Raw genomic sequence first — 21,219 nt, 5'->3', positions numbered from 1 at the left:
CCTGGCCTGACCGTTGACTTGCCTGCCCTTAACAGAGCGAACATGCACAGATGAAACCTGGTGACACTTTGTCGCCAAGGCGCGGCGCGTAGCGTCGACTTCGGTAGAATGGCGGGCTTCGCTGTTGCTATGACCGAGGTTGTGTGATGTCTTTGCAAGTGCTTTGGGGGGTCATGACCGCCCATCCGACCAAGCTGATCAATTTGCTGGCGTTGCTGCTGACCTGCCCTGGCGGGTTGCTGCTGCAAAGCGCGCGGCGCCATGCGGTGATCACCCGCCAGCGCCTGGCGGTAGATGAGGGGGTGGTGGACAGCCTTGGCCAACGCATACCGCGCTATTACTACATCCTCGGCTTTTCCTGCCTGGCCATGGCCTTGCTGTTGTCCTGGTTAAGCACCTGGATCTGAACCCGTCGAGGGCCGCCCCGCGGCCCTGACCGTTCAGGCAACCGGCGTTTGTTGCTTGACCTGATACTGGTTACGGACTGGCGTAGCGTATTGCAATATTAGGTAGGGCCTTTGCTCTTCAGGGCAGGCATCCAGGCGGCGTTGCCATTCTTCCTTGGCCTTGGCTAGCTCTTGAGCCGGGAACATGTTCTCGGCGCTTGGCACATCAAGCGCCTCGTCCTTCTCGCTCCACATCGCATAAGCCAGGTAATGCACCGGGAACAGGCGGTAGCCGCCCAATATCTGCCGGTCGGTTTCCTGGGCCAGTTGCTTGGTGTCCTCGTAGTACTCGGTCACTGGCGAGGCGAAGTGGATGTGGACCCGGCCCTTATAGCCGGTGATGCCCTTGGCGATGCTGTTGTCGTCCTCACCGGGCGCTTTCTGATAAGTGCCGGTAGTTGCGCGGATGTACAGTTCGCGCGCCTTGGCCTGATCACAAGGGTCGTACTCGTAACTGATCGACACCGGCGTCAGGTTCAGGCTTTGGATAACCGCGCCGAACGGCTCATCCTTGCGGCTCATGTGGAACATCTTGAGGATCGCCGAATCGGTGCGGTCGTCACCGTCCTTGGCGCGCCCTTCGGCCTGGGCGATCCAGATGGACGTGCGATCCTTGCAGATCGAGTGGTTGATATAGGCCGAAAGCAGCTGGTACGCCGCGAGTTTCTCGCGTCGCCCGCTGATCGAGCGATGGACGATGAAGCTCTTGTTCAACCGCATCATGTCGCTGACGAACGGCTTTTGCAGCAGGTTGTCACCAATGGCGATGCGCGGCGTCGGCAGGCCTGCGTGGTACACGGCGTAGTTGACGAAGGCCGGGTCCATGACGATGTCGCGGTGGTTTGCCAGAAACAGATAAGCCGTACCTGCCTTGAGCTGTTCGACGCCGGAGTAGGTCACACCGTCGGTGGCACGTTCGATGGTGTGGTCGACGTAGTACTCGACCTTGTCCTGCAGTGTCGACACGCAGGTAACGCCTGCGAATTCCTTGCGCAGGCGCCGCGCGATCAGCGGCTTGAGCAGCCAGCCGAAGGCGCCGGCTGCGCGCGGGAAGCGGAAGTGGGTGAGGATATCGAGGAATGCCGGGTCGCTGAGCAGGCGCGCCAGAACGGCAGGGACCTCAGCATCGTCGTATGGTCGGATGGCATCGAATTCGCCCATCATGCTCTCTTGTTGGAAACGGCTAGGGTAATAAGGTAAGGGGTGGGGCCCGAAAAACGGCTCGGGCACACGCAAGCCCTGTAAATAGACCGGCAATTATACGCACAAGTCACCCCGGAGGCCTCGATGCTCGAACAAGCATTCTACGATTGCCCATACTGTGGCGAAGAAGTCGAAACGACCGTTGACCTGTCCGGCGGGGACCAGGAGTACATCGAAGACTGCCAGGTCTGCTGCAAGCCGATTCGCTTTGTGCTGCAGGTTCACGGCGACGAGTGGATGCTGGATGTTTACGGCGAGAACGACTGATGCGACGGATCTATGAACCGGAAAACCTGCTGGAAGCCGAAATGCTGCTAGGCATGCTGGCCAGCGAAGGCATCGATGTGCACCTGGCCGGTCGTCACCTGTTGGGAGGCGCCGGTGAGTTGCCGCTACAAGGGTTGCTCGGCCTTGCCGTGCCCGATGAACAAGCCGAATACGCACGGCAACTGATCGATGCGTACAATGGTGCCGAGCCGCTTGCCGGTGACGAGCCGGAGACTGTTCCCGGTACCTTGATCTGCTAGGTTCTGAAATCGCCCATGTGTGGACGTTACGCCCTGTTTCGCTGGCCCCAGGCGCTGGCCAGCCTGCCGGGTTTCCCTGCTGGCCAGCCTGCCCAATGGAATATTTCGCCAGGTGCCACGGTGCTCATCCAGCGCCAGCTCGACGGCCAGCAGCAGTTGGCCCCGGCACGCTGGGGGCTGACCCCCGCCTGGCTCACCGACCTGTCCCGTACCCCCGCCCATGCTCGTGCCGAAACCCTGGCTGAGCAACCGATGTTCCGCGAAGCGTTTCGCCAGCGCCGCTGCCTGATGCCTGCCAATGGTTTTTACGAATGGCGCGGCACGGTGCGCAAGCGCCCTTATTGGTTGACGCCAGGGGAGGGGGCATCGCTGTATTTTGCTGCTGTGTGGGAGGCCTATCCGGTGCAGGACCAGGTCTGGTTGAGTTGTGCAGTGGTGACCCAGGCCGCAATGAATCAGCGTCGGCCATTGATCCTCGATGAGGCTGGGCGCGCTGCCTGGCTGGACCCCGATACCCCGTTGCCGCGCCTGCAGGAGTTGCTCGCCAGCCCGCCGGCAACCCTGCGCGAACGGGCGCTGGCGAACTTCGTCAACGACCCGAAACTGGACGCGCCGGAGTGTTTGACGCCCGCTTAGCTAAAAACTTCCGTGCGGCTATGGCAGGGTGCTGGCGACTCAGCCTAGGATACGGCGCATGCAAAAAAGGGAGTGTCTCGATGCGTAAGTCTTTTATCGTCAGCCTGCTCAGTGCTGGCATCCTCATCGGCGGCTGCCAGGCGGTTAACACCACCAGCGGCGGGGCTGTTGGTGTCCAGCGTCAGCAGTACATGTTCAGCATGCTGTCGACCGATGAGGTCAACCAGATGTACGCGCAGTCTTACCAGCAAACGCTTGGCGAGGCTTCGAGCAAAGGCGTGCTGGACAAGACCAGTAATGACGCCAAACGCGTGCAGGCCATCGCCAGCCGGCTGATCGCCCAGGCGCCGCAGTTCCGCCCCGATTCCGCCCAGTGGAACTGGGAAGTCAACGTCATCAAGAGCGATGAGCTCAACGCCAACTGCGGGCCCGGTGGCAAGATCATCGTGTACACCGGGCTGATCGACCAGCTCAAGCTGACTGACGCCGAAATTGCCGCGGTGGTCGGCCACGAAATCGCCCACGCCCTGCGTGAGCACAGCCGCGAGGCGATGTCGAAGGCTTACGGGGTGCAGATGGCGCGCCAAGGCGCTGGCGCCTTGCTTGGCCTTGGCCAGGACAGCATGGCACTGGCCGACGCCGTGGTGAATTATTCCATGACCCTGCCCAACAGCCGCGCCAACGAAAACGAAGCCGACCTGATTGGCTTGGAACTGTCGGCCCGTGCCGGTTATGACCCCAATGCCGCGATCACCTTGTGGAACAAGATGAGCAAGGCATCGGAAGGCGCGCCGCCGGAGTTCATGAGTACTCACCCATCATCCAATAGTCGGATTGCCTCGTTGCAGGCGGCGATCCCGAAGGTGATGCCGCTGTACGAAGCTGCGAAAAAGTAAGCTATCGGCGGCTGTTAAGCAGTCGTTCGCGAACCGGGGCGCATAGCGCCCCGCTTTGGTTTTATCCCACCCAGCCACTGGTCTTCATGGCCGAATAAACCGCCACGATCGCCAGTACGAAGAATGCAGCAGCAGCCAGGCGACGGATCAGTGTCAGTGGCAGCTTCTCGGCGGCGAAGTTACCTGCCAGCACAACTGGCACGTTGGCAATCAGCATGCCCAGGGTAGTGCCGATGATCACCATGATCAGGTGCGGATACTGGGCCGCCAGCATCACTGTGGCGACCTGGGTCTTGTCGCCGATTTCCGCCAGGAAGAAGGCGATCAGGGTGGTCAAGAAGGGGCCGAAGCGGCGTGCCGGGTTCTCGTCGTCATCCATCTTGTCTGGCACCAGGGTCCACAGCGCGGTTGCGGTGAAACTCGCGGCAAGCACCCAGTGCAACACCGACTCGCTGAAGAAGCTGCCTACCCAGGCCCCTACTGCACCGGCGGCAGCATGGTTGGCCAGCGTAGCGGCAATGATACCGGCGATGATTGGCCAGGGTTTGCGAAAGCGCGCGGCAAGAATGAGCGCGAGCAATTGCGTTTTGTCGCCGATTTCGGCCAAGGCAACGATAGCGGTGGGGACCAACAGAGATTCCAGCATCAGGCTTCCTACGGGGGCGGGTCGACACGGCTATGACACGTACAGCCTCCCCGCCCCGGGTAAGGTGTGCGTGTCATAGGTCTTGTCAAACCCCTGGCCTGTCTGTGCAGGCCGCTGGGTCGCACGCGCCATGGCCTGTGGGCCAAGTATGTTGACGCGTACCGGGCGAGCAGGGCGCTCGCGGGAGACTACTCCCCTAGGACGGTGCGGATTCTGCCTAGCCCAAACGCTTTCGGCAAGCCCTGTTTGTTAACCGCGTGTGGCGCGATAGATTCGAAAGCCGTCGGCCTCGGCGCAGGTCTGGCAGTTGCCGAGCGCGCCTTCGATCAGTGGCTGGTAGCGCAGGAAACTATTGGCGACCAGGCGCATTTCGCCGCCTTTTCGCAGATGTTGGCCGGACTTTTTCAGCAAGTTCTCCGAGGCCTGATAGTTTGTGTGGACCCCGGTATGAAAGGGCGGGTTGCTCAAGATCAGGCATAGGTCGGCGGGCGCTGCGTCGATGCCATCGCCGCTGATGACTTCACCGTCAAGGCCGTTGGCTGCCAGCGTCAGGCGGCTGGCAGCCACCGCGAAAGCATCGACGTCCAACAGGGTGACGCGGCTTTGTGGATAGCGACGTTTGACGGTGGCGCCCAACACCCCCGCGCCACAACCGAAGTCGAGCACATGGCCTACCGGGAGGCCATCGAGGTGCTTGAGCAGTAGGGCAGTGCCGCGGTCCAGGCGGCCATGGCTGAACACGCCTGGCAGGCTCACTACCTGCAGTGGGCCGTCCTCGAGCTCCAGCGAAAAATGTTCGGCCAGGCTTTGCAGCGGTGTGGCCTCAGGGGCGTTATCCACGGTCACCTGCCAGAGTTGGCAATGCCGAGCGCTGTCGAGCTTGCGCGGTTTGCCGAACGCCTGCAGCTGCTTGGCTGCGCCCTCGATGCCGCCACGTTTTTCCCCCACCAGGTACAGTTCACGGCCTGCCAGGCGCGAGGCCAGTGCGTTGAGCAGGTAGGCGGCCAGTTCGCGGGACTTGGGCAGGAACAGCACCGCCGCCTCGAAGGCCGCCGGAGGTACCTCGACGCCGTAGTGGCTGCGCGCGCTGAAGCGGCTGTCAAGCATGGCCTGATCGCCAGCGTGCCAGGTCCAGGCTTGTGCGTTTGGCAGTTGCCCGAGCAAACCATCGGCGGGGGCGCCAGCGAGCAACAACGGGCCCTGGAACAGCTCTGCCTGGCGGAGCAACACTTCACTGCGCGGGTCCATGGACGACGCCTCCTGAAAAAGTGGCGCAGTGTAGCAGAGCCTGGCGCTGGCCTCAGCTCACCACGCGGCGCGGCTGGCCTTCGAAGAACGCTTTGGCGTTTTCACCGAGCTGGCCGACGATGCGCTGACGTGACTCCACCGCGCCCCAGGCGCTGTGCGGGGTGATCAGCAGGCGCGGGATACCCTTCTCCAACAGTGGGTTGCCGTTGACGGGCGGCTCGACGCTCAGCACATCGGTGGCGGCGCCGCCCAGGTGGCCGCTGCGCAAGGCGTCCGCCAGGGCGTGTTCGTCGATCAGGCCGCCACGGGCAGTGTTGACCACCAGCGCGCCTTTTTTCAGCAACCCCAGTTCCCGGGGGCCGATCATGTGGCGGGTGTGTTCGTTGAGTGGGCAGTGCAGGCTCAGCGCATCGACCTGTGGCAGCAATTCGTCCAGTGCCAAGCGGTCTTCGCGGGCTGGGCGGCCAGGGATCTGGCCACTCAGTACGCGCATGCCGAAGGCTTCGGCCAAGCGTGCCACTGCGCCACCGAGTTCACCATGGCCGAGCACGCCGAGGGTCTTGCCGTGCAGTTCGACGATGGGGTAGTCCAGCAGGCAGAACTGGCTGGCCTTTGCCCACTGACCATCGGCAACGGCCTGGTTGTAGTCGCAAAGGCGTGTGGCCAGGGCCAGTAGCAAAGCCAGGGTGTGCTGGGCCACCGAAGGTGTGCCATACCCTTGGCAGTTGCACACTGTAACGCCGTGGCTGCGGGCTGCTGCCAGGTCAACATTGTTGGTGCCGGTGGCTGCCACCAGAATCAGCTTGAGCTGGGGGTTGGCGGCCAGCGTGGCAGCATCGAGCATCACCTTGTTACTGACCACGGCAACCGCGCCCTGCAAGCGTTCGGCGACCTGCTCCGGTGCAGTGGCGGCATGCAGGTGGAATTCGTCGAACTGATCACTCAGGGGCGACAAATCAAGGTCGCCAAGGTCCAGGGATTGGTGGTCGAGAAACACGGCGCGGCGCAAGCTTGACATCAATGAGGGCTCCGGTGACAGGGCGGGTTTATCCATCAATCCGCACAATGCCACTCATACCCGGCGCAGCCAAATCATTCCTTCGGCTGATTTGACCGTCACACTCAGCCACTACAGTAACGCCAGAGTTGTTCGGCCTGCTTTCCAGAAAAGGGATTACCATGTTGCAGACCCGCATCATCAAGCCCGCCGAGGGCGCCTATGACTACCCGCTGTTGATCAAGCGCCTGCTCATGTCCGGCAGCCGCTATGAAAAGACTCGCGAAATCGTCTACCGCGACCAACTGCGCCTGACATACCTGCAGCTCAATGAGCGTATCGCCCGCCTTGCCAACGTACTGACCGAAGCAGGGGTGAAGGCGGGTGACACCGTGGCAGTAATGGATTGGGACAGCCACCGATACCTGGAGTGCATGTTCGCCATCCCCATGATCGGCGCGGTGGTGCACACCATCAACGTGCGCCTGTCGCCCGAGCAGATCCTCTACACCATGAACCACGCCGAAGACCGCTTCGTGCTGGTCAACAGTGATTTCGTGGGCCTTTATCAGGCTATCGCCGGGCAACTGACGACGGTCGACAAGACCGTGCTGCTCACCGATGCCCCAGGCACCACCGCCGAGTTACCGAATCTGGTCGGTGAATACGAGCAACTGCTCGCCGCCGCCAGCCCGCACTACGACTTCCCTGATTTCGACGAAAACTCGGTCGCGACCACCTTCTACACCACCGGTACCACCGGCAACCCCAAAGGTGTGTATTTCACCCACCGTCAGCTGGTGCTGCATACCCTGGCCGAAGCCGCAGTGACCGGCAGCATCGACAGTGTGCGCCTGCTTGGCAGTGACGACGTGTACATGCCCATTACACCGATGTTCCACGTGCACGCCTGGGGCATCCCCTATGCCGCCACCATGCTGGGCATGAAGCAGGTCTACCCCGGCCGTTACGAGCCGCAAATGCTAGTCAAGCTATGGCGCGAAGAGAAGGTCACCTTCTCGCACTGTGTGCCGACCATTTTGCAGATGCTGCTCAACTGCCCGTCCGCTCAGGGCGAGCATTTTGGTGGCTGGAAGATCATCATCGGCGGCAGCGCACTTAACCGGGCACTTTACGAGGCAGCGCTGGCCCGGGGTATTCAACTGACGGCGGCTTATGGCATGTCGGAAACCTGCCCGCTGATTTCAGCCGCGCACCTGAACGACGAGCTGCAGGCCGGCAGCGATGATGAGCGGGTGACCTACCGCATCAAGGCGGGTGTCCCGGTGCCCTTGGTGGAGGCGGCGATAGTCGATTGCGAAGGCAACTTCCTCCCAGCCGATGGCGAAACGCAAGGCGAGCTGGTGCTGCGTGCACCTTGGTTGACCTTGGGTTATTTCAAAGAGCCGGAAAAGAGCGAGGAACTGTGGCAGGGCGGCTGGCTGCACACCGGCGACGTCGCCACCCTCGACAGCATGGGCTATATCGACATCCGCGACCGTATCAAGGACGTGATCAAGACGGGTGGCGAGTGGATCTCCTCGCTTGATCTGGAAGACCTGATCAGCCGTCACCCGGCGGTGCAGGAAGTAGCGGTGGTCGGGGTGGCCGACCCGCAGTGGGGGGAGCGTCCGTTCGCCCTCTTGGTGGTGCGCGAGGGCCAGGCCATCGATGCCAAGGCGCTCAAGGAGCATCTCAAACCTTTTGTCGAGCAAGGGCATATCAACAAGTGGGCGATTCCAAGCCAGATCGCCGTTGTTACTGAAATTCCCAAGACCAGTGTCGGTAAGCTGGACAAAAAGCGTATCCGCCAAGACATCGTCCAGTGGCAGGCCAGTAACAGCGCCTTTCTGTCAACCGTGTGAGCAACAGGCGGGTCGTGCGCGCCGGAACGCGACCCGCATGCTAGACGGGCTGTAGCCTTGCCAAACGAGAAAAATCGGCCATGCTTGAGCGTGGCCAATGGGCAACCTGCGCAAATCACACTTTAGAGGGATCAAGCACGGGTGCCTGCTGGCTATAGTCGGGGTCAGGGAATTTTCAGAAATGGGGGGCGGCGTGCGCAAGGCACCTCGTCACGGGGGCAAGCCCGCACACCGGTCGCACGGGCCGTTTCTGAAGGGACTCACTGCCATAACAATAAAGTACATGGAGTAGCGTCGATGAAATCTGCATATCCGTTCTGGCGCCGGGCCAAGCTGCCTTTGGCCGTCAGCCTTGCTTCAACGCTCGCAAGTCCTGCTTTCGCTGTCAGTTTCAACATCGGTGAAATCGAAGGTCAGTTCGACTCGTCGCTCTCCGTTGGCGCCAGCTGGTCCACCGCCAACCCCAACAAGAACCTGATCGGGGTCAACAACGGCGGCAAGGGCCTGTCGCAGACCTCCGACGATGGCCACCTGAACTTCAAGAAAGGCGAGACCTTCTCGAAGATCTTCAAAGGCATCCATGACCTTGAGCTCAAATACGGCGATACCGGCGTGTTCGTGCGCGGCAAATACTGGTACGACTTCGAGCTCAAGGACGAAGGCCGCGAGTTCAAAGACATCAGTGATGCGGGCCGTAAGGAAGGCGCCAAGTCCTCCGGTGCCCAGTTGCTCGATGCCTTCGTTTACCACAACTACTCGATCGCTGATCAGCCGGGTTCGGTACGCTTCGGCAAGCAGGTAGTGAGTTGGGGTGAAAGCACCTTCATCGGCGGTGGCATCAACTCGATCAACCCCATCGACGTGGCTGCATTCCGTCGCCCCGGCGCCGAGATCAAGGAAGGCCTGATCCCGGTCAACATGTTCTACATCTCACAGAGCCTGACCGACAACCTGTCGGCCGAGGCCTTCTATCAATTGGAGTGGGACCAGACCGTCGTCGACAACTGCGGCACCTTCTTCTCCCAGCCGGACATCATCGCCGACGGTTGCACCGATAACCTGCGTGTGCTCAACAGCAGCCGCACGGTACCGGCTGCGGCGCGGCAGTTTCTGGCAACCCGCGGCGTCAACATCAATCAGGAAGGTGTGATGGTGGCCCGTGGCGCCGACCGCGATGCGCGCGACAGCGGCCAATTCGGCGTGGCCATGCGTTACATGTTCGAGCCGCTCGATACCGAGTTCGGCGCCTACTTCATGAACTATCACAGTCGCGCACCGATTTTCAGCGCAACGGGCGCTTCGCCGTCGGTCTTTGCTGGCTTGAGTCAGTTGCCGGCGCAACTGCGTGCGTTGGCACCACTGATCGTTGCAGGCAATTCCAAATACTTCGTCGAATACCCCGAAGATATACGCCTGTACGGTTTGAGCTTCTCCACCACGCTGCCCACGGGTACTGCCTGGAGCGGCGAAATCAGTTACAGGCCGAACGCACCGGTACAGCTGAACACCACCGATATTCTGTTTGCAGGGGTACGCCCCATCGGTGGCGCACTGAGCAACGCTTCGTTGCTCACCGGCACTCCAGGGCAAGACCTGCACGGCTATCGTCGCAAGGAAATCACGCAGTTCCAGACTACCCTGACGCACTTCTTCGACCAGGTGATGGGCGCAAGCCGTATGACCGTGGTGGGTGAAGTGGGTGTGACCCACGTAGGGGGCCTGGAAAACGCCCACGACACACGCTACGGCCGCGACCCAGTTTTCGGCCCTGGTCCATTGCCGGCTACCGGTGGCGCTAATACGTGCCAGGCACTCAATACCAGCACCATCGCTGGCGCCGGTGCCGGTGCCTCGACCACCAACCTCAACCGCAAGTGCGAGAACGACGGCTATACCACCAGCACCTCCTGGGGTTATCGCGCCCGCGTAATCTGGGACTACAACGACGTGTTTGCAGGGGTCAACCTGAAACCGAACGTAGCTTGGTCCCATGACGTGTCCGGTTATTCCCCGGGCCCTGGGGGCAACTTCGAGGAAGGGCGCAAGGCCATCAGCCTTGGCCTGGACGCCGAATACCAGAACACGTACACCGCCAGCCTGTCGTACACCAATTTCTTCGACGGCAAGTACAGCACTGTGGATGACCGCGACTTCGTCGCTCTCAGCTTCGGCGTGAACTTCTAAGCATACTGATCCAGGACGACACGAGATGAACAAGACCAGAAGTCTGTTGCAAGCCGGTGTGCTGGGCCTGTCCCTGCTGGCGACCAGCGTCATGGCTGCGGTATCGGCCGACGAAGCAGCAAAGCTGGGCAGTACCCTTACCCCAATGGGCGCCGAAAAAGCCGGAAACGCCAACGGCTCGATCGGGCCATGGGAGCCACTGTCCAAGAGCGCAGGCACTGTGGACAGCAAAGGTTTCCTGTCTGACCCCTATGGCAGTGAAAAACCGCTGTTCACCATCACCGCGCAAAACGCTGAGCAGTACAAGGATCAGCTCTCGCCGGGCCAGTTGGCCATGCTCAAGCGTTATCCGGACACCTACAAGATCCCGGTGTTCAAGACCCATCGCGGTTCCACGGTGCCTGACGATGTGTTCGCCGCCATCAAGAAGAACGCCACCACCACCACGCTGGTCGAAGGCGGTAACGGTCTGAACAACTTCCAGACTGCCGTACCCTTCCCGATCCCGAAAAGCGGCCTGGAAGTTATCTGGAACCATATCACCCGCTACCGTGGCGGTAGTGTCAGCCGCCTGGTGACCCAGGCCACCCCGCAGCAGAATGGCTCGTACAGCCTGGTGTACTTCGCCGACCAGTTCGTCTTCCGCGACAAGATGAAGGACTACGACCCCAACAACCCAGGCAACATTCTGTTCTACTTCAAGCAGGAAGTGACCGCCCCGGCACGCCTGGCCGGTACTGTGCTGCTGGTGCACGAGACCCTCGACCAGGTCAAGGAGCCCCGCAAGGCCTGGATCTACAACGCCGGCCAGCGCCGCGTACGTCAGGCCCCGCAGGTCTCCTACGACGGCCCGGGCACCGCGGCCGATGGCCTGCGCACCTCCGACAACCTGGACATGTACAACGGCGCACCTGACCGCTACGACTGGAAGCTGGAGGGCAAGAAGGAGATGTACATCGCCTCCAACGCCTTCAAGCTGGATGACCCCAAGCTCAAGTACGCCGACATCCTCAAGCCCGGGCACATCAACCAGGATCTGGCCCGTTACGAACTGCGCCGTGTATGGCACGTGGTCGCAACCTTCAAGCCTGGCCAGCGGCACATTTATGCCAAGCGTGACTTCTACATCGACGAGGATACCTGGCAAGCAGCGGTTATCGACCAGTACGACGGTCGCGGTCAGTTGTGGCGTGTGTCGGAGGCCCATGCTCAGCCGTACTACAACGTGCAGGTGCCGTGGTACACCCTCGAAGCCATCTACGATCTGCAATCGGGCCGTTACCTGGCCCTGGGCATGAAGAACGAAGAAAAGCGTGCCTATGACTTCGGCTTCAGTGCCAGCAAGGCCGATTTCCAGCCCGCAGCCCTGCGTCAGTCGGGTATCCGTTGAGCTGACGATCCGAAACACTGTGACCTCCCAGAACGCCCCGGCTTGCCGGGGCGTTTCTGTTGTGCTGCCATAAAACCGATGAATACCCCGCCAAAGCCCCGCCGCTAGGCCCTGAGCAGCGCCCATGTTGCGTTTTGTCGCAGTCTTTACCTGGCTAATGGTGCCCATCATCTTCAAACGCGTTGCATTACCAGCTAGTCTCGCAAGCACACGTACCGCCGAAGTCTTTCCAATAGAACGAGCCGGCCATGACCGATCTGTCCCGTACGCATGGATTCGCCAGCCAGGCTCTGGGCCTGCTGGACGGGCGCTTCTTCCGGCCACCGCAGCCGGACGGCCATGTGCCGCGTGCGCGCCTGTGCCAGCGCCTGCAGGGCGGCCTAAGCGGTCGGCTGCTGCTGGTCAATGCGCCCGCTGGTTTTGGCAAAAGCTCCCTGGCCATCGAATTCTGCGAGTCACTGCCCAGCCACTGGCGCAGTCTCTGGCTCGGCCTGAGCCAACGGGATGCTGACCCTGGCCGCTTCCTCGAACGCCTGCTCGAAGGCCTGCAGCAGTATTGTCCGGCACTGGGCGGGCAAGCCATGGGGTTGCTGAAGATGCGTCAGCGTCACCAGCCCTTTGCCTTCGAAGAGTGGCTGGACAGCCTGCTGGATGAACTGGCGTTGTACCTGCAGGCCGATACGCCTTTGCTTCTGGTACTGGACGACTATCACCTGGCCCAGGGGCCGGTACTGGACCGCTGCCTGCAATTTTTCCTCAATCATTTGCCGGCAGGCCTCGTACTGCTGGTGACCAGCCGTCAGCGCCCGGACTGGCACTTGGCGCGGCTACGCTTGTCTCGGCAATTGACCGAACTCGGCGAGCAGGACCTACGCCTGACCGCAGAGGAAGCGCTGGCAGTGATTGGTCACCATCCCATGGGCCTGGGTGGCCAGGCGCTCGATAACCTGATTCAGCGCAGCGATGGCTGGGTAGCGGGGCTGCGCTTCTGGCAATTGGCAGCCAGCGAGGCCGGTGACGAACAGCTCATGCCTCAGGCCCTGCACGGTGGTGAGGGTTTGATCCGCGACTACCTGCTCGAAGAAGTCATCGAAATGCTGCCAGGGGATGTACAGGCTTTTCTGTTTGACACCGCCTGCCAGGAACGCTTCTGTGCAGCGCTGTGCGACGCACTGCGCGAGCGCGCAGACAGCGCGGCGATCCTGGGGTATCTGCAGGCACATCAAGTGTTTCTGGTGCCACTGGACGAGCATGGCCTCTGGTACCGCTATCATCATCTGTTCTCCGACCTGCTGCGCAGCCGCCAGGCAAGTGAGCCACAGGCACGCCTGCACCTGCGTGCCTGCCGCTGGTTCCAGGGCCAAGGCTTGCTCGACGAGGCCGTGGAGCAAGCCTTGCGCGCCGGCCACCTCGATGTTGCCGCCAATCTGGTGCAGAACCTCTCCGAGGAGCAACTGCTGGCTGAGCAGAACGTGGGCATGCTGCTGCGCTGGAAGATGGACCTGCCCGACAGCCTTCTGATCAGTACGCCGCGCTTGATCGTGCTGTACAGCTGGGCGCTCGGCCTGGCGTGCCAGCTGGATGCGGCCGAGGAGTTGGCCAGTTACCTCAGCCGCTTCCTGCCGGCGCCGTCGGCTACCGCGCAGAAGTCGATGCTGGCGCAGTGGCTGGCCTTGAGCGGAGTCATCGCGCGGGGCCGGGGTGACCGTGAGCGTACCTTGGCGTATTGCGGCGAGGCGTTGCAGAGCCTGCCGAGTAAGCGCTATGGGCAACGCCTGGTGTGCCTCTCGACATTGTCCAACCTAGCCATTGCCGATGGCGACTTCTGGCGTGCGCGTGGCTGGAACCGCGAAGCGCTTGAACTGGCACAGCGGGTCGGTAACCCATTGTTCGAGGCGCTGGCGCATTACGACCGTGCCCGCGTGCTGCATGCCCGCGGTGAAGTGCTGCGGGCGCTTGATGAAGTGCGCCAGGGGCTGCAACGTCTGCAAGGGCTGCCTGCACAGCGGCTTTACGCCGTGCGGGCGCGCTTGACCCTTTACGAGGGTTACCTGCTGGTGGCGCGGCTGCAGCCCACCCAAGGTCGCGCGCGCTTGCGCGCAGGGCTTGGCGAGGCGCGTGCCTGCCGCGATATCAGCGTGCTTATCGGCCATTGCGTGATCGCCTCGCTCGAGGGGCGTGAGGGGCAGTATGCCGAGGCGTTCGCCGAATTGGCCGAGGCGGAGCGGCTGATGCACATCTGGGATGTGCCGGCGATCTTCTACCTGGCGATGATTACCCTGGTGAAGTGCGAACTATGGCTCGCTCAGGGTCGCATCGACCTGGCCGAGTCCTGGTTGCTGCGTCTGGGCCAGACCTATGGTGGCGAACACCCTGCGGCGGCGCCGGAGTTTCACCCCTTGCTGCCTTTGCACATCCAGTTGCAGCAGGCACTGCTTGAGCGTGTGCAGCAGCGCCGGGAAGACGCAGTGGCGCGCCTGCGTAGCCTGGCCGAGCGCGGGCAGGCCAGCGGCAGCATGATGCTCAGCTTGCACGCGCTGTCACAGTGGGCCGACCTGCTGTTGAGCCAGGGGGCTGAAGCACAGGCGGCGCAATTGCTACCCATGGCGTTGAGCGCAGCCCGAGGGGGCGTGATGCAACCGTTCCAGCGCCTGATCGAGCAGCACCCGGTGTGGCTGCGTGAACAACTGCTGGCGCAGCCGGCTTGCCAGGCTCAGGCTGAGCTGCTGAATCGGCTGCCGGAGCCTACACCCGCCGCAAGTGTTGCTGCCCAAGCCTTGAGTGGCCGTGAACTGGCGGTGCTCGAACTGATTGCGCAAGGTTGTTCGAACCAGCAGATCAGCGAACGGCTGTTCATCTCACTGCACACGGTCAAGACCCATGCCAGTCATATCAATAGCAAGCTTGGAGTGGAGCGTCGCACCCAGGCAGTGGCAAGGGCTAAGGCATTGGGCTTGCTGGCCTGAAGTAGCTTCAGGCGATGCGGCTGTATAACATAGTGGCGCAAAGCCATTATTTGTTGGTGCGCAATATTTCTCGCCCTCATCTTTCCGGCCCGCTTGCCGATACAGGTTTCGGCGGTATGCATCGCCCCGCGCCATTCACCCATCCACTCAATACAGGTCGTGTTGATGCTGCAGTACGGGCAAAAAAGCTTTCTGATCGTCGACGACTACACCGACTTCCGCACGTCGACCCGTTCCATGTTGCGTGAACTGGGCGTTCGCGATGTGGATACCGCAGACAGTGGTGAGCAGGCCCTGCGCATGTGCGGGCAGAAGCGCTACGACTACGTTCTCCAAGATTTCCACCTTGGCGACGGCAAGAAAAATGGTCAGCAGGTTCTGGAAGACTTGATCCTGGACAAACTGATCAGCCATGAATGCGTTTTCATCATGGTCACCGCAGAGAGCAGCCAGGCCATCGTGCTCAGCGCCCTGGAGCATGAGCCCGATGCCTACCTGACCAAACCGTTCAACCGCGTAGGCCTTGCCCAGCGCCTGGAAAAGCTGACCCAGCGCAAGACCCTGCTCAAGCCCATCCTGCAGGCCCTGGACCGTGGTCGCCCGGCCGAAGTGCTGGCCGCTTGTGCCGAGCTGTGCAAGAAAGACCCGCGTTTTGCGCCATTGTGCTTGCGCTACCGCGCCGATGCGCTGCGCGACCTCAACCGCTTCGATGAGTTGGAGAAGTTTCTCAAGACCATCCTTGGCAGCCGCCCTCAGCCTTGGGTGTATTCGGCACTGGGCAGCCTGATGCAAAAGCGTGGGCAGCATGCCCAGGCCCAAGGGGTTTACGAACAGGCGCTCAAAGCCTTCCCGATCATGCCTGGGTTGTACGATGGCATGGCAGAGGCGCTGGTCGCTCAAGGTGATACCAAGCGTGCCCAGACCATGCTCGAAGAAGCAGTGCGCTTGTCACCCCTGGCAGTGCGGCGGCAGGCTGCGCTTGGCAAGTTGGCGTTGGACAACGAAGATTTCGAAAGCGCCTCCAAGGCCTTCCGGCACGCCGTCACTCAGGGGCAGAGCTCACGCTACAAGGATGCTGAGAGCAACCTTGGGCTGGTTCAGGCGCTGATGAGCAAAAACGCAGGCTTCGGGCTGGATGCCCGGGCTCGGGTGGAGATCAACACCGTGCTCAGCGAAGTGGCCAAGGACAATGTCGAAGACCAGGGCCTGCAGGTGCGTGCCCGCTTGATGAAAGCGGCCAGCCTGCAGCAGGCAGGCGACCCTGAGACGGCCGCCAAGCTCACCGAGCAAGCCATGCAGCGGCTGGATAAGATGGACCAGTTCTTCTCCGTCGAGGCCGCCCTGACGGTGGCCAAACAACTTAAAGCGCTTGGCCAGGAGGCCGCTGGGGGCAGCATCCTCAAAGGCTGCGTGGAAACCTACGGTGATGACCCGAAGGTCATGCAGAACGTCGCCAAGCTGACGGATGACCCGACCGTGCTGGGCGCCGTCACCGAAGCGGTCGACCTCAATCGCCAAGGGGTGCGCAGTTACCAGGCGGGGCAGCTCAACGAAGCCTTGCAGATGTTCCGCAAGGCCCTGTCGCTGCAACCGAAGAACATCAGCATCGCACTCAATACGGCCCAGGCTCTGCTGCGCATCGGGGGCGAGGTGACACCGCCGGCGATCATGCAGGAATGCCGCGACTGCCTGACCCGAGTGGCCGGCATCCCGAGCACCGACAGCCGCTATGACCGCTACCGCAAACTGCACATCAAGGTCTTCGGCGCATGAGCCAGGATAACCAGGGGCTGGATTTTTCCACGGTGATCGCCTCCACCGTACACGACCTGAAAAACTCGCTATCAGCGCTGATTCAGTCCCATGACCAATGGCTGGCGCGGCTGCCTGAAGCGTGGCGCAGCGGCACCGAGCAGGGCGTGATCGAGCATGAATTCCGCCACCTCAACGGCATGCTGGTGCAGTTACTGGGGTTGTACAAGCTAGGGGTCAATCAGCTGCCGGTGTGCCCTGACTACCACGAACTGGAAGACTTCATCGAAGCGCAACTGGCGGCCCATCAGCAAGTGCTGCAGCACAACGATATCCTCGCGACCTGGCGGGTCGAAACCGATAACCCACTGGGCTTCTTCGACCGCGAACTGGTCGCTTCGGTGATCGCCAACGTCATCACCAACGCCACCCGCTATGCAGGGCATGCGCTGTTGATCAGCATCGGCGAGCAGGACGATCACCTGGTCATCAGCGTCAACGACGACGGCCCAGGCTACCCGGCCAAGATGATCGAGCGCCAGCAGGATTACGTGCAAGGCATCGACTCGCAAAGCGGCAGTACGGGGCTGGGGCTGTATTTTGCGGCGCGCATTGCCGCATTGCATGAGCGTAGCGGTGTGCGCGGGCGGATCGAGATTGCCAACGGAGGGACGCTCGGGGGCGGGTTGTTCAGGTTGTATCTGCCTTGACGCCAGGCGCTGCCAGGCGCCGCATACCAAGACAGCCTGCCCGGCCCGCGCTAACATTCCGGCAGCCGTCAGGAGCCCCTATGAACACAGCCCCCACTACACTTGTTCGCGAAACCTTCCCCGTAGGCCCTTTGCAGTGCAATTGCACATTGATCGGTGATCCGCTTACCAAGAAGGCCATCGTGGTCGACCCGGGCGGTGATCCGGACAAGATTCTCGCACGCTTGCAAGCCCATGGCCTGACGCTGGTCAGCATCATCCATACCCATGCGCATTTCGACCATTTCCTGGCTTCGGGCAAGCTCAAGGAACTGACCGGCGCCACCTTGCACCTGCACAAGCAGGACCAGCCGCTGTGGGACAACCTTGAGATGCAATGCCAGATGTTCGGTGTGCCCTACACCCCGGTGCCATCGCCAGACCGCTGGATCGAGGACGACGAAGAGCTTGCCTGTGGTTGTGGCGTGGCCTTGCATACCCCGGGGCACACCCCGGGTTCGATGAGTTTCTGGTTCGCCGATGCCCAGTTGCTGATCGCCGGCGATACCTTGTTCCGCCGGGGTATCGGCCGTACCGATTTGTGGGGTGGTGACCAGCGAGCGATTGTGCGGTCGATCAAGGAGCGACTCTACCGTCTGGATGAAGAGGCCACTGTGGTGACTGGCCACGGCCCGGATACCCGCCTTGGCGACGAGATGCGCGAAAACCCGTTCGTTCGCGCCTGAGCATGAAAAGCCTTTCATGGAATTTTTGCTTGTTCCGGCAATCCAAGGCTGGCATAGATCCAACTCTGATCTGCCGCACATACGAATTTTTTGTAGGAGCTTGCCCATGTTCACCATGCGTCGCCTGATTATCGTCGCAACCGCTGCAGCCTTGATGACCGGCTGCGCCGGGCAGAACCCTTATGACAATCAAGGCCAGGCTCAAGGCGGGTCGGCGGGAATGAGCAAGACTGCCAAATATGGCGGCCTTGGTGCGCTGGCTGGGGCCGTTGCCGGTGCCGCCATCGACCACAACCACCGTGGCAAAGGCGCCCTGATCGGCGCTGCAGCAGTCGGTGCCGCCGCCGCCGGTTACGGCTACTACGCCGACAAGCAGGAAGCCGAGCTGCGCGCGAAAATGGCTAACACGGGCGTCGAAGTGCAGCGCCAGGGCGATCAGATCAAGCTGATCATGCCGGGCAACATCACCTTCGCCACCGATTCGGCGAACATTTCCCCAAGCTTCTACAGCCCACTGAACAACCTCGCGAATTCGTTCAAGTCGTTCAACCAGAACACCATCGAAGTGGTCGGCTTCACTGACAGCACCGGCAGCCGTCAGCACAACATGGACCTGTCCCAGCGTCGTGCGCAGGCCGTCAGTACCTACCTGACTTCTCAGGGCGTTGATGCTTCGCGCGTGACCGTACGCGGCATGGGCCCCGACCAGCCGATCGCCAGCAATGCCGACGCCAATGGCCGCGCCCAGAACCGCCGTGTCGAGGTCAACCTGAAGCCGATCCCAGGTCAGCAATACGACCAGCAGCAGGGCCAGGTTCAGCAGTACCCTTGAAACGTCTCTTGCGGGCACAGTAGTCAATTTTTCGAGCGCGCCTATTGGGCTGCAACGCAGCCCGATAGGCTTCACTGACTGGCTGCAGGTCGTTTTCGTTTCAGCGGCTGACGCTGGCCTGTATGGCAGTAAGCGCGATGGTGTGAACGATATCATCCACCTGCGCACCACGTGGCAGGTCATTCACCGGTTTGCGCAGCCCTTGTAGCATCGGCCCCAAGCTGACCCCATCGGTGCTGCGCTGCACCGCCTTGTGGGTGGTATTGCCGGTATTGAGGTCAGGGAATACGAACACCGTCGCACGGCCCGCTACCAGGCTGTTCGGAGCCAGTTGCAGAGCGACCTGCGGGTTGGCAGCAGCGTCGTACTGCAGCGGCCCGTCAATCGTCAGCCCTGGTTCTGCGGCCTGCGCCAGGCGCGTGGCTTCGCGCACTTTTTCGACTTCCTCGTCACTGGCCGAATCGCTCGAATAGCTGATCATCGCTACCCGTGGCGCGATGCCGAATGCCTGCGCCGATTCGGCGCTCTGCCGGGCGATTTCCGCCAGCTCGCTAGCGCTGGGGTGGGGGTTCATCACGCAATCGCCGTATACCAACACCTGCTCCGGAAACAGCATGAAGAACACCGACGACACCAGGCTGGTGCCGGGGGCGGTCTTGATCAATTGCAGGGCCGGGCGAATAGTGTTGGCAGTTGAGTGCACCAGGCCCGAGACCAGGCCATCGACCTCGTCCAGGGCCAGCATCATGGTGCCGATCACCACCGGGTCTTCCAGCTGTTGCTCAGCCATGGGTGCGTTGAGGTTCTTGCTCTTGCGCAGGCTCACCATCGGTTCTACATAGCGCCCGCGAATCAGCTCGGGGTCGAGTATTTCCAGGTCCGGCGGCAAGGTAATGCCTTGCGCACGAGCCACGGCTTCGACCGCCTCGGGCTTGGCCAGCAGCACGCAACGGGCGATGCCGCGCGCCTGGCAGATGGCTGCCGCCTGAACCAGCAGCGGTTCTGCGCCTTCGGGCAACACGATGCGCTTATTGGCCTGTTGCGCACGCTGGATCAACTGATAGCGAAATACCGCTGGCGATAGGCGCAGCTCCCTTGGCGTGCCACAGCGCTGGTGCAGCCAGGCGGCGTCAAGGTGGCTGGCGACGAAGTCGGTGATGAATTCGGCCCGGTCACGGTCATCCACCGGGATTTCACGGTTCAGCGAGTTGAGCAGGTTGGCGGTGTCGTACGAGCCGGTGCTCACCGACAGGATCGGCAGGCCCGCCTGCAAGGCGCCTCGGCACAGGCCAAGGATGCGTGCATCGGGCTTGCTGTCGCTGGTCAGCAGCAGGCCGGCCAACGGCACACCGTTGATGGCAGCAAGGCTCACCGCGAGGATGATGTCGTCGCGATCGCCGGGGGTTACCACCAAGGTGCCCGGGGTCAGCAGCGGCACGGTATTGGCCACGGTGCGGGCACAGATGATGATCTTGTTCATCCGCCGCTGTTCGTAGTCGCCGGCATTGAGCACCTGGGCACCCAGCAGCTCGGCCACGTCGCGGGTACGCGGGGCGTTCAGCTCGCTCTGGTAGGGGATGCAGCCCAGTAGGCGGAAGTCGTTGCCGCGCAGCAGCGGCGAGTGCTCGCGAAGGCGCGTAGCAAAGTCGGCCATGCTTTCGTCGGTGCGTACCTTGTTGAGGATCACCCCCAGCACTTTGGGGTCACGCGGCCCACCGAACAGCTGAGCCTGCAATTCCACCCGCCCGGACAGCTCGCTGAGCACTTCGTTTTCCGGGGCGGAAACCAGAATCACCTCGGCGTCCAGGCTTTTGGCCAGGTGCAGGTTGACCCGTGCGGCATAGCTGGCGTGGCGGGTCGGCACCATCCCTTCGACCACCACCACGTCATTGCCGACGCAGGCTTGCTGGTAAAGGCGGATGATCTCTTCGAGCAGCTCGTCCAGCTGGCCATCGCCGAGCATGCGCTCGACATGGGCCAGGCTCAGTGGCACCGGCGGCTTGATGCCGTGGGTGCGAGCCACCAGTTCGGTGGAACGTTCCGGGCCAGTATCGCCAGGGTGAGGCTGAGCGATCGGCTTGAAAAAACCAACCTTGAGCCCAGCACGCTCAAGGGTGCGGATCAGGCCCAGGCTGATGGAGGTCAGGCCGACCCCAAAGTCGGTCGGCGCAATGAAAAATGTCTGCATGCGTGCTT

General features: G+C 61.8%; 18 protein-coding genes and 1 riboswitch. Of the genes, 13 read left to right on the top strand and 5 right to left on the bottom strand.

The genetic code is table 11. The annotated features are described in order from the left end of the window. Nucleotides 1-146: 146 nt before the first annotated feature. Nucleotides 147-407 carry a hypothetical protein gene (locus HU725_RS19200; RefSeq protein ID WP_060477559.1) on the top strand — a complete coding sequence of 87 codons (261 nt, stop codon included), beginning with the start codon at nucleotides 147-149 and terminating at the stop codon, nucleotides 405-407. Nucleotides 408-440: 33 nt separating this feature from the next. Here HU725_RS19200 and HU725_RS19195 read toward each other — a convergent pair whose 3' ends face one another. Continuing rightward, a complete protein-coding gene (locus tag HU725_RS19195; RefSeq protein ID WP_186478279.1) occupies nucleotides 441-1,607 on the bottom strand; it encodes a 1-acyl-sn-glycerol-3-phosphate acyltransferase in 1,167 nt (388 codons plus the stop codon). A gap of 126 nt (nucleotides 1,608-1,733) precedes the next feature. Here HU725_RS19195 and HU725_RS19190 point away from each other — a divergent pair, with 126 nt between their 5' ends. From HU725_RS19190 to HU725_RS19175, 4 genes are all read left to right on the top strand, one after another. Beyond that, nucleotides 1,734-1,916 (top strand): CPXCG motif-containing cysteine-rich protein, encoded by a 183-nt coding sequence (locus tag HU725_RS19190; RefSeq protein ID WP_027918329.1) that lies wholly within the window; start codon nucleotides 1,734-1,736, stop codon nucleotides 1,914-1,916. Then, nucleotides 1,916-2,176, top strand: a complete 261-nt coding sequence (locus tag HU725_RS19185; RefSeq protein ID WP_060477561.1) for a putative signal transducing protein — start codon at nucleotides 1,916-1,918, stop codon at nucleotides 2,174-2,176. The genes HU725_RS19190 and HU725_RS19185 overlap by 1 nt, the downstream gene beginning before the upstream one ends. A gap of 15 nt (nucleotides 2,177-2,191) precedes the next feature. Further along, the gene (locus HU725_RS19180) at nucleotides 2,192-2,812 is read left to right on the top strand and encodes an SOS response-associated peptidase (protein ID WP_186478280.1); all 621 of its coding nucleotides are present in this window, start codon (nucleotides 2,192-2,194) and stop codon (nucleotides 2,810-2,812) included. Between the two features lie 80 nt (nucleotides 2,813-2,892). After that, complete coding sequence (locus HU725_RS19175) at nucleotides 2,893-3,708, top strand: M48 family metallopeptidase (RefSeq protein ID WP_186478281.1); 816 nt, start codon at nucleotides 2,893-2,895, stop codon at nucleotides 3,706-3,708. 61 nt (nucleotides 3,709-3,769) lie between these two features. Here the strand turns inward: HU725_RS19175 and HU725_RS19170 are convergent, their stop codons facing one another. From HU725_RS19170 to HU725_RS19160, 3 genes are all read right to left on the bottom strand, one after another. Beyond that, nucleotides 3,770-4,351 carry a TMEM165/GDT1 family protein gene (locus HU725_RS19170; protein WP_186478318.1) on the bottom strand — a complete coding sequence of 194 codons (582 nt, stop codon included), beginning with the start codon at nucleotides 4,349-4,351 and terminating at the stop codon, nucleotides 3,770-3,772. A 90-nt stretch (nucleotides 4,352-4,441) separates the two neighbouring features. Next, nucleotides 4,442-4,563, bottom strand: a riboswitch (yybP-ykoY riboswitch). A gap of 40 nt (nucleotides 4,564-4,603) precedes the next feature. Continuing rightward, nucleotides 4,604-5,602, bottom strand: a complete 999-nt coding sequence (locus HU725_RS19165; protein ID WP_186478282.1) for a methyltransferase — start codon at nucleotides 5,600-5,602, stop codon at nucleotides 4,604-4,606. A 52-nt stretch (nucleotides 5,603-5,654) separates the two neighbouring features. Next, nucleotides 5,655-6,620, bottom strand: a complete 966-nt coding sequence (locus tag HU725_RS19160) for a 2-hydroxyacid dehydrogenase (RefSeq protein ID WP_186478283.1) — start codon at nucleotides 6,618-6,620, stop codon at nucleotides 5,655-5,657. Between the two features lie 161 nt (nucleotides 6,621-6,781). Between HU725_RS19160 and HU725_RS19155 the strand changes: the two genes are divergently transcribed. The 8 genes from HU725_RS19155 to HU725_RS19120 all read left to right on the top strand — a co-directional run bounded on the left by HU725_RS19155 (nucleotide 6,782) and on the right by HU725_RS19120 (nucleotide 19,023). Beyond that, nucleotides 6,782-8,464 (top strand): fatty acid--CoA ligase, encoded by a 1,683-nt coding sequence (locus HU725_RS19155; protein WP_186478284.1) that lies wholly within the window; start codon nucleotides 6,782-6,784, stop codon nucleotides 8,462-8,464. Nucleotides 8,465-8,761: 297 nt separating this feature from the next. Then, nucleotides 8,762-10,648, top strand: coding sequence for a DUF1302 domain-containing protein (locus HU725_RS19150; RefSeq protein WP_186478285.1), 1,887 nt, complete (start codon nucleotides 8,762-8,764; stop codon nucleotides 10,646-10,648). 25 nt (nucleotides 10,649-10,673) lie between these two features. Next, a complete protein-coding gene (locus HU725_RS19145) occupies nucleotides 10,674-12,038 on the top strand; it encodes a DUF1329 domain-containing protein (RefSeq protein ID WP_186478286.1) in 1,365 nt (454 codons plus the stop codon). Nucleotides 12,039-12,286: 248 nt separating this feature from the next. Beyond that, nucleotides 12,287-15,004: a winged helix-turn-helix domain-containing protein gene (locus HU725_RS19140; protein WP_186478287.1), complete on the top strand. Its 2,718-nt coding sequence runs from the start codon at nucleotides 12,287-12,289 to the stop codon at nucleotides 15,002-15,004. A gap of 165 nt (nucleotides 15,005-15,169) precedes the next feature. Beyond that, nucleotides 15,170-16,777 (top strand): tetratricopeptide repeat-containing response regulator, encoded by a 1,608-nt coding sequence (locus tag HU725_RS19135; RefSeq protein WP_060477572.1) that lies wholly within the window; start codon nucleotides 15,170-15,172, stop codon nucleotides 16,775-16,777. Further along, entirely contained in the window at nucleotides 16,774-17,466 is a 693-nt protein-coding gene (locus HU725_RS19130) for a sensor histidine kinase (RefSeq protein ID WP_060477573.1), read from the top strand. The genes HU725_RS19135 and HU725_RS19130 overlap by 4 nt, the downstream gene beginning before the upstream one ends. Before the next feature lie 80 nt (nucleotides 17,467-17,546). Continuing rightward, complete coding sequence (locus tag HU725_RS19125; protein ID WP_186478288.1) at nucleotides 17,547-18,191, top strand: MBL fold metallo-hydrolase; 645 nt, start codon at nucleotides 17,547-17,549, stop codon at nucleotides 18,189-18,191. Between the two features lie 106 nt (nucleotides 18,192-18,297). Continuing rightward, nucleotides 18,298-19,023 (top strand): YiaD family glycine zipper/OmpA-like lipoprotein, encoded by a 726-nt coding sequence (locus tag HU725_RS19120; RefSeq protein WP_060477575.1) that lies wholly within the window; start codon nucleotides 18,298-18,300, stop codon nucleotides 19,021-19,023. Nucleotides 19,024-19,123: 100 nt separating this feature from the next. Here HU725_RS19120 and pta read toward each other — a convergent pair whose 3' ends face one another. Next, a complete protein-coding gene (gene pta, locus HU725_RS19115; RefSeq protein WP_186478289.1) occupies nucleotides 19,124-21,211 on the bottom strand; it encodes a phosphate acetyltransferase in 2,088 nt (695 codons plus the stop codon). Nucleotides 21,212-21,219 lie beyond the last annotated feature (8 nt).

Source organism: Pseudomonas promysalinigenes (assembly GCF_014269025.2).
Classification (GTDB): domain Bacteria; phylum Pseudomonadota; class Gammaproteobacteria; order Pseudomonadales; family Pseudomonadaceae; genus Aquipseudomonas; species Aquipseudomonas promysalinigenes.
This window is presented reverse-complemented; position numbering and strand designations above follow the sequence as displayed.

Excerpts from the sequence above, each read along its gene's own strand:
- HU725_RS19200 (WP_060477559.1), top strand. The coding sequence starts at position 147 with ATGTCTTTGCAAGTGCTTTGGGGGGTCATGACCGCCCATCCGACCAAG.
- HU725_RS19195 (WP_186478279.1), bottom strand. The coding sequence starts at position 1,607 with ATGGGCGAATTCGATGCCATCCGACCATACGACGATGCTGAGGTCCCT.
- HU725_RS19190 (WP_027918329.1), top strand. The coding sequence starts at position 1,734 with ATGCTCGAACAAGCATTCTACGATTGCCCATACTGTGGCGAAGAAGTC.
- HU725_RS19185 (WP_060477561.1), top strand. The coding sequence starts at position 1,916 with ATGCGACGGATCTATGAACCGGAAAACCTGCTGGAAGCCGAAATGCTG.
- HU725_RS19180 (WP_186478280.1), top strand. The coding sequence starts at position 2,192 with ATGTGTGGACGTTACGCCCTGTTTCGCTGGCCCCAGGCGCTGGCCAGC.
- HU725_RS19175 (WP_186478281.1), top strand. The coding sequence starts at position 2,893 with ATGCGTAAGTCTTTTATCGTCAGCCTGCTCAGTGCTGGCATCCTCATC.
- HU725_RS19165 (WP_186478282.1), bottom strand. The coding sequence starts at position 5,602 with ATGGACCCGCGCAGTGAAGTGTTGCTCCGCCAGGCAGAGCTGTTCCAG.
- HU725_RS19160 (WP_186478283.1), bottom strand. The coding sequence starts at position 6,620 with ATGTCAAGCTTGCGCCGCGCCGTGTTTCTCGACCACCAATCCCTGGAC.
- HU725_RS19155 (WP_186478284.1), top strand. The coding sequence starts at position 6,782 with ATGTTGCAGACCCGCATCATCAAGCCCGCCGAGGGCGCCTATGACTAC.
- HU725_RS19150 (WP_186478285.1), top strand. The coding sequence starts at position 8,762 with ATGAAATCTGCATATCCGTTCTGGCGCCGGGCCAAGCTGCCTTTGGCC.
- HU725_RS19145 (WP_186478286.1), top strand. The coding sequence starts at position 10,674 with ATGAACAAGACCAGAAGTCTGTTGCAAGCCGGTGTGCTGGGCCTGTCC.
- HU725_RS19140 (WP_186478287.1), top strand. The coding sequence starts at position 12,287 with ATGACCGATCTGTCCCGTACGCATGGATTCGCCAGCCAGGCTCTGGGC.
- HU725_RS19135 (WP_060477572.1), top strand. The coding sequence starts at position 15,170 with ATGCTGCAGTACGGGCAAAAAAGCTTTCTGATCGTCGACGACTACACC.
- HU725_RS19130 (WP_060477573.1), top strand. The coding sequence starts at position 16,774 with ATGAGCCAGGATAACCAGGGGCTGGATTTTTCCACGGTGATCGCCTCC.
- HU725_RS19125 (WP_186478288.1), top strand. The coding sequence starts at position 17,547 with ATGAACACAGCCCCCACTACACTTGTTCGCGAAACCTTCCCCGTAGGC.
- HU725_RS19120 (WP_060477575.1), top strand. The coding sequence starts at position 18,298 with ATGTTCACCATGCGTCGCCTGATTATCGTCGCAACCGCTGCAGCCTTG.
- pta (WP_186478289.1), bottom strand. The coding sequence starts at position 21,211 with ATGCAGACATTTTTCATTGCGCCGACCGACTTTGGGGTCGGCCTGACC.